The organism is Microcoleus sp. B4-C1, from assembly GCF_036705285.1.
Lineage (GTDB): Bacteria > Cyanobacteriota > Cyanobacteriia > Cyanobacteriales > Microcoleaceae > Microcoleus.
In genome coordinates, this window is sequence record NZ_JAUBUC010000008.1 from 70,665 (window position 1) to 82,451 (window position 11,787).

8 protein-coding genes and 1 tRNA gene are annotated in these 11,787 nt (G+C 48.0%); 3 read left to right on the forward strand and 6 right to left on the reverse strand.

Translation table 11 applies throughout. The features are described 5' to 3' along the window. Positions 1-5 precede the first annotated feature (5 nt). From QUB26_RS05155 to murA, 5 genes are all read right to left on the reverse strand, one after another. Positions 6-260 carry a hypothetical protein gene (locus tag QUB26_RS05155; RefSeq protein ID WP_333302416.1) on the reverse strand — a complete coding sequence of 85 codons (255 nt, stop codon included), beginning with the start codon at positions 258-260 and terminating at the stop codon, positions 6-8. Between the two features lie 182 nt (positions 261-442). Continuing rightward, entirely contained in the window at positions 443-1,318 is an 876-nt protein-coding gene (locus tag QUB26_RS05160) for a DMT family transporter (protein WP_333237309.1), read from the reverse strand. A gap of 214 nt (positions 1,319-1,532) precedes the next feature. After that, positions 1,533-1,614, reverse strand: a tRNA-Leu gene (locus QUB26_RS05165). Beyond that, on the reverse strand, positions 1,593-2,462 hold the full coding sequence (locus QUB26_RS05170; protein ID WP_333237307.1) for a M48 family metallopeptidase: 870 nt from the start codon (positions 2,460-2,462) through the stop codon (positions 1,593-1,595). Before QUB26_RS05170 ends, QUB26_RS05165 begins: the two co-directional genes overlap by 22 nt. A 162-nt stretch (positions 2,463-2,624) precedes the next feature. After that, entirely contained in the window at positions 2,625-4,043 is a 1,419-nt protein-coding gene (gene murA, locus QUB26_RS05175; RefSeq protein ID WP_333237305.1) for a UDP-N-acetylglucosamine 1-carboxyvinyltransferase, read from the reverse strand. 364 nt (positions 4,044-4,407) lie between these two features. Between murA and QUB26_RS05180 the strand changes: the two genes are divergently transcribed. From QUB26_RS05180 to QUB26_RS05190, 3 genes are all read left to right on the forward strand, one after another. Then, positions 4,408-5,622: a transposase gene (locus QUB26_RS05180; protein ID WP_333237303.1), complete on the forward strand. Its 1,215-nt coding sequence runs from the start codon at positions 4,408-4,410 to the stop codon at positions 5,620-5,622. Between the two features lie 130 nt (positions 5,623-5,752). Beyond that, positions 5,753-9,754, forward strand: coding sequence for a chromosome segregation protein SMC (gene smc / locus QUB26_RS05185; RefSeq protein ID WP_333237301.1), 4,002 nt, complete (start codon positions 5,753-5,755; stop codon positions 9,752-9,754). A gap of 618 nt (positions 9,755-10,372) precedes the next feature. Then, a complete protein-coding gene (locus QUB26_RS05190; protein ID WP_333237299.1) occupies positions 10,373-11,392 on the forward strand; it encodes a PRC-barrel domain-containing protein in 1,020 nt (339 codons plus the stop codon). Between the two features lie 3 nt (positions 11,393-11,395). Here QUB26_RS05190 and QUB26_RS05195 read toward each other — a convergent pair whose 3' ends face one another. Further along, on the reverse strand, positions 11,396-11,695 hold the full coding sequence (locus tag QUB26_RS05195; protein WP_333237297.1) for a hypothetical protein: 300 nt from the start codon (positions 11,693-11,695) through the stop codon (positions 11,396-11,398). Between the last annotated feature and the right edge of the window lie 92 nt (positions 11,696-11,787).

The window sequence follows — 11,787 nt, forward strand, 5'->3', positions numbered from 1 at the left end:
ACAGCTTATAAGGACGATTCCCTACGGGATAGCTGCGCTTCACGCACTTTGTGACAAGTTGGTATGTGAGGGCGCTCTTTTTCAGATTCAAGTATTCGGTTAGCTGCTGCCTTCGTGATGGACTGGATAATCCCGTCAAAATCTTTACGGATTTCTGCAAATTGTTTTACCCAAGTATTATAAGCATAAATCACTTCCTCTTCCTTCTGGCGAGCGTTTGCAATTTGCTTCTCAATCTCTCCGTAGAGTTTTGTTTCCACTTGTCGGAGTTGTGATATCAAATCCGGTAGCATCGTAATTAATATTACCCATTGCTTTCGAGACGACGCCGTGCCTATTAGTGTCAACAGTTAACACTCAACCATTCAGTTTTTCGACCCGCCCGTAAACAGTCAACAGTCAACAATCATTCCGGTGGCACCGGAATTGATATCAAATATAATCACTTCAAACCTAATAATAAGGCGATTCCGCCGATCGCACCAACTACCCCCACAACAGCCCGAAGGCTCACTTTTTCGCCCGCCAGCACCGCTAAAGGCAGTATAAATAGGGGACTGGTAGAACTGAGTGCTTGAGCGATTGCTGCGGGTGCATATTTCAGCGAAGTCTGTTGCAGAAAAATTCCGAGATAGGTTCCTAAAAAAGCTGCTAGAATTATTGCACCTAATAGTTTTGGCGCTTTTAATTGTTTGAAACTATCAAGGTTTTTTGGGTTCAAAAAGCATAGCATGACTGCCATACCACCGCTCAAACGCAAGGCGGCTGTCCACAGGGGATCAATATCTATTTGAGTGAAGGCGGCGCGGGATAAAATTGCTCCAGCGGCGTGGCTTGTTTGTCCTAATAAACTAATACCTAATCCCTGCCAAATATATTTTGATGATAAGGTTGTTTCGGCTGTTCGTTCGGCAATTACCCAAGCTACGCCGCAAATTGTTAAAAGAATGCCAGTACAAGCAATGGGCGATAACTTTTCTTGCAAAAAGATTAAGCCGAATAAAGCTGTTAAAGGGGGAGATAGGGTTTCTAAAAGCAGCGTTCGCCTCGCGCCTAAATATTTTAAGACGATAAAGAAAGCGGTGTCTCCGATGCCAATTCCTAGGCCGCCGCTGATGAGCAGCATTGCTAAAATATTAGGGTTGATTGCGGGTAAGGGTTTACCTAAAATTAGTGTAGTGGCAAGGAGCATGAAAAGGGCGATCGCACCTTTGAGCAAGTTTAGCACCACTGCGGGGAGTTGCTGTCCTACTCGCTGCCAGATTGTGGAAGATAGAGCCCAGACAAATGCAGCGCCTAAAGCGGCGATTTCACCCATAAAATCTGTTAACGGTTGACTGTTGACTGTTGACTGTTGACTGACTAACGACTAATGACTAACGACTAATGACTAATGACTGTTGTTACCGATGCCCGATGCCCGATGCCCGATGCCCGATGCCCGATGCCCGATGCCCGATTCCCCATGCCATATAAATTAGGGTTCCAGACTTATCATCTGGAACCCTAGATTTATTAAGCTTCTTTAGCAGTGGGCGGGGAGAGAATCGAACTCTCATACCTTTCGGTGTCAGATTTTGAGTCTGATGCGTCTACCAATTTCGCCACCCGCCCTTTTTCGTTTCACTATCATAACACACCGATCGATTTCCTGCAAGCAAAGATTCATAATCTTTTGAACTTGCCCAGCGATCGATCTCTCTGGCGCGCAATACTGGTACAGGATGGGACAACTGAGCCGTTTGAGCTTGTTTGAGCATTTCTCCCAGTTGAGTGCTGCTGAGGTCGTCGTAGGCCCGCGCCTGCGCCAAAAACGCATCGACATTCAGTTTGGGAGCTAAAGTCGGCGAACCTCCGGCCAGTTTCATCAACAGCGATGCTACCACTTTTGGGTCTTGGGTGGCGAGCAAGGCGGCGCGATCGCACGTAAATTCCGCACACCGCAACCATTCCAACATTTGCGCCTGCAAACCCTGGGCGAGCACGGTTCCCACAGGCGAAATTTGACCTGCAGCCAACACAATTAAATTAGCCAGAGTCAGGTAAACTCCGTGCTCGCACTTCAAATGCCCCAACTCGTGAGCAATTACTGCCTTAACTTCCTCGTCTGTGAGCAAATCAATCAGAGAAGTGTGCATCACCACAAAAGGCTGTTTTCCCCGCATCGCAAACGTGTAAGCATTTGGCATCGGATGCTGGCGGACATAAAGCTGCGGCGGCTCCAAATCAAGAGTTTTGCAGGCATCCAACAACAATTGATGCAGGTGGGGCAATTGATTTTCGCCGACTTGGACACTGGAAGCCAGATTTTCCAGCATAAAAAACTGTTCGCCAAGTTGTCCCAACAACTGCCGGACGATCAAATCCAGGCCCGGCAGTTGTTTGAGAGTGCTGGTAGCTTCCAAGTCTAGGGGGTGGCGAAACTGGTCTGCTTTCAAACCGATGAGGGGTATGTTAGACATTTTAATCCTGAGTCATTAGTCATTGGTCATTAGTCATTGGTCATTGGAAAGTGGGAATTGGCAATTGGGAAGCGGGAATTGAAAAAGGTTGAATTATTTTTCTTTCTTCCTTTTTCCTTCTTCCTAATGACTAATGACTGCTGACTAATGACTAATGACTAATTAACAGTTTAAACCCGATCGCACGGGATTGACAGGAGCCTCTGCAGTCGCCGGGTCTGTACCCTCTTTGACCCGTCGCAAATTCGCTCCCAATTTTTGCAGCTTCACCTCTAACTGCTCATAGCCGCGGTCTAAGTGCTGCAAGCTGCTGATGGTGGTGACACCATCGGCTGCAAGTCCCGCTAATACTAACGCCGCCGAAGCCCGCAAATCTGTTGCCACTACCGGCGCACCGGACAGCCGCGACACTCCGCGCACAATCGCGACATTACCTTTAAGGCGAATGTCCGCGCCCATGCGGTTGAGTTCTGCTACGTGGCGCAAGCGATTCTCAAACACGGTTTCTTTGATCAAGCTGTCTCCTTCGCTCAGCGTCAGCAAAGCCATAAACTGAGCTTGCATATCTGTGGGGAAACCAGGGTAAGGCAGAGTTTCGATGTCTGTGGCAGAGTGAGTTTGGCCGGGAACTATCCGCAAAATGTCGGGGGATTCTGCAATAATTTTCGCCCCAATTGTCTGCAATTTGGCAATGACTGCGGTCAGGTGGTCGGGAATTACTGGCGACAAACTGATTTCCGAGTGAGTGATGGCTCCTGCTACTAAAAATGTTCCGGCTTCAATGCGATCGGGAATAATTGAATAGTCTACCGCGTGCAGCTTGGGAACTCCCGAAATGACGATCGTATTCGTGCCAGCGCCTTGAATTTTTGCTCCCATTGCGCGGCAGAAATTCGCCAAATCTGCGACTTCCGGCTCTTGAGCCGCATTTTCAATCACGGTTTCTCCTTCAGCCAGAGTCGCCGCCATCATCAAAGTTTCAGTTGCGCCGACGCTGGGGTAGTCCAAATAAATTTTGGCTCCTTTCAGGCGGCGGTTCGGCCCTTTGACGTAAGCGTGAACGGTGCCGTGGTCGATGTGAACTTCGGCACCGAGGGCTTGCAAACCGCGAACGTGAAGTTCAACGGGTCGGGCACCGATGGCACACCCACCGGGCAAGGGCACTTTGGCAAATCCCAAACGCGCTAGCAGCGGGCCGATGATGAAGAAGCTCGCCCGCAGTTGGCTGACTAATTCGTAGGGGGCTTGAGCGTCTATGAGGTTGCTGGCGTTGATGTCTAAAACGTCCCCGTGCTGCTGTAATTTGACTCCTACAGCCGAGAGAATTTGCCCCATGCGGGCGACATCGACTAGACCGGGAACGTTGCGGAGACGGCAATCCTCTGGGCATAGCAGGGCTCCTGCCATGACGACTAAGGCCGAGTTTTTGGCGCCGCTGATTTTGACGTGTCCTTTAAGGGGCTGGCGACCCCAAATTTGCAATACTTGTTGGTCGCTTTCAGGTGAAGCTGGCAGGTTAGATGAGTTCTGAGCTGGTGTAATGGGTTTGCCCTCCATAATTCGCTTCGTTACTTTATACATTATTAATTTTGGTTCGATTTTACCGGAAAGTTTTTATATGTCTAGGGGTGACATTTGGAATTCCGGGAATTCTCTTTCCTCTAATTCACTAGGGACAAGGCTTTCAGGTTTAATCGCACAAATAATGTCGATCGAGTTTCATGGAGTTATCTGTATCAAAATTTACGTTAATTTGTAGCGCTCGCTCGGATCGGAGATATTGTACTTTTGTCAACGAACTTTTGAAGTAAAAGCCGACTCGGTTGTTGACCGAAAATTTGGGTGCAAGCCCCGTCCTTTTAGGACGGCTTTAAGTAGACTTCTTGAAAAAGCGTTTCAACGTTTGCTCATGATTGTGGTAGAATCAGGTAGGAGGAAAGAGCAAATGTTTCATTTAGTCTACGAATTCAAACTCAAACCAACGGCAGGACAAATAGCAATCTTTGAAGATTGGCTAGAACAATGCCGTCGCGTATACAACTACGCATTGGCCCTGCGTAAACATTGGTTTGAGTCTCGTAGTTGTCGAATTAACGCTTGCTCTATCCGATCTGAGTTCATCATTCGGGCCGAAACAAAACGACCAACTTATGCAAGCCAGTGCAAAAGTTTAACTACGGCTAGGGCAAACATACCCACATTGGCTGCCGTCGCCGTACACGTCCTCCAGCAAACACTGAAAAGGCTTGAAAAAGCGTTTGTGAGTATGTGGGAACAAAAACACGGTTTCCCCCGCTTTAAGAAAGCAGGAACAATGCGATCGTTTGTGTTCCCACAATTGGGGGTTAACCCCGTCCAAAATCAAGGGGTGAAGCTCCCTAAAATTGGTTTGGTTAAGTTCCATCAATCACGGACTATCCCTGATGGTGCAACGATTAAGCAAGCAAGGATAGTCCGTAGGGTTAGCGGTTGGTACGTGATGTTAACCCTACAATGGGACGTTTCAGTACCCACTCTAATGCCCCACGGTGAAGGTATCGGAATTGATGTGGGACTAACTAATTTTCTAGCAACTTCTAACGGTCTTTTAGTCAAGCGCCAAAGATTTTTTAAAGACGCAGAACGCAAGCTTAAATTGCTGCAACAACGTGTCTGTCGTAAAAAACTAGGTTCTAACAATTGGCGTAAAGCTCAAAAGAAAGTCGCCAAACTGCATGAATACGTTGCTAACAGTCGGAAAGATTGGCATCGTAAATTATCTCATCAAATCTGCCAAGATGTGGGAATGATTTTCGTTGAGGATCTGAACCTGATGGGGCTGTCTAGGGCGATGCTAGGGAAACACTGCTTAGACGCAAGCTGGGGTCAGTTCTTCACAATCCTAGAGCAAACTTGTTTGAAATATGGCGTGTATTTTCAAAAGGTAAGCGCCCATAAAACGAGTCAGGTTTGCCCCAATTGTCTAGCAGAAACAGGAAAAAAACAGCTTGATGAGCGTACTCATTCATGCTCGAACTGTGGCTATACAACAGACAGAGATGTTGCAGCCGCTCAAGTAGTTCTAATTAGAGGACTTGCAGCCGTAGGGCATACGGTCAAGATGCTTGCCGAGGGTAAATTCATTGGAATCCCTGCGAATCAAGAATCCCCTCGCCTTTAGGCAGGGGTATGTCAAAAAGGTGTAAGATATCGGTTCGATCGACCATGCCAGAAAGTTAACACATTGTCGATCGCCCCATTGCCTGTGCTACCCTGTGACAACAACCTAGAGCCAAAGCTACTCCTAGCATATGGTTCACATTAAACGGATCGAACTAACTAACTTTAAATCTTTTGGCGGCACGACGGCCATTCCCGTGCTGCCCGGTTTTACTGTGGTTTCCGGGCCCAACGGTTCTGGGAAGTCGAACATCCTCGACGCTTTGCTGTTTTGTCTCGGACTTTCGAGTTCTAAGGGAATGCGGGCTGAACGTTTGCCGGATTTGGTGAACAGCGCCCAAAACAAACGCGGTACGATCGAAGCTAGCGTGACTGCGACTTTTGCCCTGGAAGATGTGGGAGAGGAATGGTTCGCGCGGGATGAAGATGAGGAGGAAAATGCAGCAGATGAGTTATCTGTGGAAGCAGAGGAAGTCGAAGCGATAGAAACTGCCGAAACTCAAGACAACAACGGACAATCATCTGCCAATCGAAAATCCAAAATCGAAAATCGAAAATCGGAAGAGTTATCTGTTGAAGCAGAGGAAGTCGAAGGGATAGAAACTGCCGAAACTCCAGATAACAACGGCCAATCATCTGCTAATCAAGAATCGCCTCTCTCAGTTGCAGAAGCCGAAGGGATAGAAATTACCGAAACTCAAGACAACAACGGCCAATCATCTCCTGTCAATCGAAAATCGAAAATCCCAAATCCAAAATCGGATGAGTTATCTGTTGAAGACGTAGAAGAGATTGAAATCGCAGCAACTCAAGACAACAACGGGCAACTACTCGCTACTAATAAAAAATCCAAAATCCAAAATCCCAAACCGGATGAGTGGAGTGTAACGCGCAAACTTCGGGTAACTCGCCAAGGTACTTACACTTCAACTTATTACATTAACGGCCAACCTTGCACGCTGACTCAACTTCACGAACAACTCAACCGCTTGCGAATTTATCCCGAAGGCTATAACGTCGTCCTACAAGGAGACGTTACCAGCATTATTTCGATGAATTCTAAGGAACGCAGAGAAATCATTGACGAATTGGCTGGCGTGGCTCAGTTCGATCGCAAAATCTCTTTAGCTAGGCAGAAGTTGGATGAAGTTAAGGAGGTGGAAGAACGCAGCAGTATTGTGGAAAAAGAGCTGATTTCTCAGCGCGATAGACTGGCTTCCGATCGCACAAAAGCGGAAAAATATCAAAAATTGCGGGCGGAATTTCAAGAAAAATCGCAATGGGAAATTGTGCTGAAATTCCGGCAATTGCAGCAGCAAGAATGGAAACTGCGCGAACAAATCGAAATGGGCGATCGCACTTCTGCATCTCTCACCGAACAACTGCAAACAATTAGCACCCAAATTCAAGCAGCAACCGCCGAACTTGACGCGCTGAATGCCCGCGTTAAAGCTTTGGGAGAGTCGGAATTGTTGGCTTTACAAGCGACGATTGCCACTCAGGAAGCGGAACGGCGGCAACTGCAAAACCGCAAACAGGATTTGGAAAAAACTGCTGGGCAAATGGCGGCTAATATAGCACAAACCGAGGAAGAAGTTCGGCAATTCCGGCAAAGTTTGGAGCAAATTGAGATTGAAATATCTTATGTTAAATCTCAGCAGGGGAGTTTTCAGGAACAGCGGGACGCAGCCCAGCAAAGTTTAGATGAAAATCGGGAAATTGCAAATGCGATCGCCTCGACGGCAGAAGTTTGGGTACAGCAGCAAACGGAACTGCACCGCCAAATCGAAACAATTCAACAAACTTTGGAACCGCAGCGTACAGAACAAGCTACCATTGGCGAAAGAGCCGATCGCCTGCAAAGTCAAATTCAAGAACAAAACCAATCGCTGCAAGTATTACAACAGGAAATAGAAGCGAAAAAAGAGCAGCAATCTCGCCTGGTGGAAACCAAAGGCGTGGCATCTTTGCAAGTAGAATCGCTGAATCAGATTTTAGTCGAAGCCGAACAAGAATTGCAACTGCAACAGGAAACTCAAACTCGTTTGTTGGAAGAACAGCGGGAAAGACAGCGCAAATTAGACAAACTAGAAGTGCAGTTTCAAGCACTGCAAGAAGCGACGGGAACGTTTACTGCAAAAATTGTCGCGCAAAGCGGAATTGGCGGAGTTTGTGGCTTGGTGGCGCAACTCGGCAGGGTAGAACCGCGCTATCAGTTGGCGCTGGAAATAGCGGCGGGCGGGCGCATGGGAAATATGGTGGTGGAAGATGACAGCGTGGCTGCTGCTGCGATCGAATTGTTGAAACAAAAACGGGCGGGAAGGATGACGTTTTTGCCTTTGAATAAGATTAGGGGCGGCAGGTATTCGGTGAATGAAAATTTGCGGCGCGCGGCTGGGTTTGTGGATGCGGCTGTTAATTTGATTGATTGCGATTCGCGGTATCAGGAAATTTTTGCTTACGTTTTTGGCAGTACGGTTGTGTTTAGCAACCTCAGCGACGCGCGCCGCTATTTGGGACAGTACCGGATTGTCACTTTGGACGGGGAAATTTTGGAAACTAGCGGGGCGATGACTGGGGGAAGTTCTACTAATAGATCTACGTTACATTTTGGCACGGTTGATGCTAGCGAGGCTGCTATTGAAGCGCGGACGATCGCGTCTTTGCAAGAAAGGTTGGAGGAAATTGAGCGGATTTTGGAACGGTGTAAAATTGCGATCGATCGCGCTTCTGTTGCAGTCAAAACTCGCAGCCAAGAATTGATGGAAGCGAAACAAAATTTGCGCGAACATCAGTTGCGCTTGGAACAGTTGGATTCAGAAATTAAGAATTTGCAAGGGCAACAGGAACAAGTGCGATCGCAAATTGCGAAAAATACACAGGAATTAATTAATTCGCGATCGAGATTGCAGTTGCTGGAACGAGAATTGCCCGCACAGGAAACTCAATTGCAGCAGTACCGCCAAACTTTGGCGCAGTTGGAAGAGTCGAACAGTCACAGCGAATGGCAGCAAATGCAATCGAGTTTGCGCGCTTTGGAAGCGCAACTGCAAGAGCGAGAATTGGCTCTGAGAACCGTCCAGCAGCGCCTGGTAGACTTGGAAAATCAATTCGGGCGTTTGGAAGACAAAATTAAGGAAGGCAGCGAGAAATTGCAGGAATGGCAAGTGCAGCAAAACGCGGGGGCGGATGCGATCGATCGCATTGTTTCGCAGCAGTTAGAACTCGATGGACAAATTGCCGCAGCTAAGGCGGCTTTGGGGGAAATTGAGGAAAAATTGGGCGTGCAGAAGGGGGAGCGCGATCGGGCGGAATCTCAATTGCGAGAACAGCATTTAGCCAAACAACAGTTACAATGGCAGTTGCAAAAACTTCACGAAACCCAGCAAGAACGCCGGGAACAATTGGCCGCCATCCGCACTCTCTTGGAAACGCAGCGGGCGGAAATGCCCGACCCCGTGCCGTCGATTCCTGAAAATGTTGAGAAAGCCAATTTGACGGAATTGCAGCAGGAAGTAAAGGCGATCGCCAAACGCATTCAAGCTTTAGAACCAGTCAATATGCTAGCCTTGGAAGAATACAACCGCACTCAAGAACGCCTTCAAGAATTAAGTCAAAAATTGACGACATTGGAAGGAGAACGCACTGAACTGCTGTTGAGAATCGAAAATTTTACCACACTCAGGCGGCGCGCTTTTAAGGAAGCTTTCGACGCGGTTAACGAGAACTTCCAGACTATCTTTGCGGAACTTTCCGAAGGCGATGGCTATCTCCAGCTAGATGACCAGGAAGACCCCTTCAGCAGTGGCTTGAATTTGGTGGCTCACCCGAAGGGCAAACCCGTACAGCGGCTGGCTTCCATGTCTGGAGGCGAAAAGTCGTTGACGGCGCTGAGTTTTATTTTTGCCCTGCAACGCTACCGCCCGTCTACGTTCTACGCTTTTGATGAAGTGGATATGTTTCTAGATGGGGCAAATGTGGAGCGATTAGCTAGAATGATAAAACGACAGTCTGAACAAGCCCAGTTTATTGTTGTGAGTTTGCGGCGACCTATGATTCAATCGGCTGAGCGTACAATTGGTGTTACTCAAGCACGGGGAGCTTATACTCAAGTCATAGGACTGAAGTTGTAGTCCCGGAGTGTCTGTTGATGACCCTACCCAAAAACGGGTACAAGCCGCCGACAACAGTCGTGGATAGATCAAAATTTTAGACCCTAGTTCCAGCTCCCACATTCCTCTGTGGAGTAAATCTAAAATCTAAAATCTAAAATCTAAAATCGACTGACTGAAGTTGTAGTCCCGGAGTGTCTGTTAACGCTCGTGTTGAGTGATATATGTACTTATTGACACTCCTCGACCTGAAGGTACGAGGATTCTTGGCTCACCGAGACCACTTAAACTAGATTCCTTGAAGTCTCTAGCCCAGAGGTGGGACTCTCCCCAAGCGTTAATTCGGGTATGCCCTACCCTATTTGCTTTTAGGCAAGTCCTGTTTCAGTTTGAAGCAAATTCGCTTCACATGCTGTTTGTCTAGCTCCTCTGAATCTTTTACCTACTGCGAGGTGGAGTCTAGAAAAATGCAGTAGAACCGCTTAGATTCAATTTTCAAGGTTCAGCGCTTTGTCTTTTGACAGCTAGGTTTTTAGAGTGGTTGATTACCTTTCCACTACTACAAGCATACAGCAAAGCCGTGCTAGAAGCACGGGGGTTTTAGGCCCATTTTTATGATAAATAAGGATTAAAGTTAGAATGACATCAGAACAAATCTGCCAACGCTCCGACCTTCTCGGCACTCAAGTCATCACTCGCGACAGAGGTAAACGCTTGGGGGTGGTTAGTCAATTGTGGGTGGACATCGATCGGCGGGAAGTTGTGGCGATCGGTCTGCGTGATAATATATTCGCGGTCGCTGGAATGCCGAGGTTTATGTTCCTCAACAATGTCAGCGAAATCGGCGACGTGCTGTTGGTGGAAGATGAGAGCGCGATCGAAGATGATGTTGATGTTGAAGTCTACAGCATTTTGATTAACAGCGAAGTTATTACCGAAACCGGCGAACTTTTAGGTAGGGTGCGGGGCTTTAGGTTCGACCCCGAAGACGGTAAGTTAGTTTCTATAATTATCGCTTCCCTGGGAATCCCCCAAATCCCCGACCAAGTTCTCAGCACTTACGAGTTGGGGATTGAGGAAATTGTCAGCAGTGGCCCGAATCGCTTGATTGTGTTTGAAGGTTCCGAGGAAAGGCTCAGGCAGCTTAGTGTGGGTTTGCTGGAGCGCGTTGGTTTGGGCCAAGCACCTTGGGAACGGGAAGAGGACGAGGCAGGTTATTATCCGAAACCCGTGGCTACGGGAAATCAATTGGGCCCAGGCGTGCGGATACCTGCACCGGAAATGCGGAGCCGGGTAGCTGCGCCTGCGGTGGAGGAAGTTCCTTGGGATGAGGATTTAGAGTGGAATCGGCCTGCGGTTCGCCAGCCGCCCATGCGCGCGGTGCAGGTACAGCAGCAGCCAATCGACGATTACGAGGATTACGAAGAGGATAATTGGGGCGGGGAGGAGGACGATTACGAAGAGGAGGAGTACGAGGAGAAGCCGCAATACACTCGCGCCGAGATTTCTCGCCCGAAGCAGCCGGTGGTGGAGTACGAAGATGATGTGGAGGCTGATGCTTGGGCTGATGATGAGGCACCGAAGCCTTACCAGGCTCCTCGCGTGAATATTCCTGAGAAAACTAAGACTCCTGAGTACGAGGAGGAGCCTGGTTATTAGAAATTAATCAATTAGCTCAAACCAATATTTTGCACTCTTCTTAAGAACGGGCAAGATGCCCGTTCCACAAACAGTAGATTTTCTTGTGGAACGGGCTTCTAGCCCGTTGCTGATATTGGTGCAAGATGTGAGTTTAAACTGAGATGTTGCACCATTCTTAAGAACGGGCAAGATGCCCGTTCCACAATCAAGTTTATTTTTTGTGGAACGGGCTTCTAGCCCGTTGCTGATATTGGTGCAAGATGTGAGTTTAAACTGAGATGTGGCACTATTCTCGCTTAACAGGCAAGATGCCTGTTCCACAAAGAGTAGATTTTCTTGTGGAACGGGCTTCTAGCCCGTTGCTGATATTGGTGCAAGATGTGAGTTTAAACTGAGATGTGGCACTATTCTCG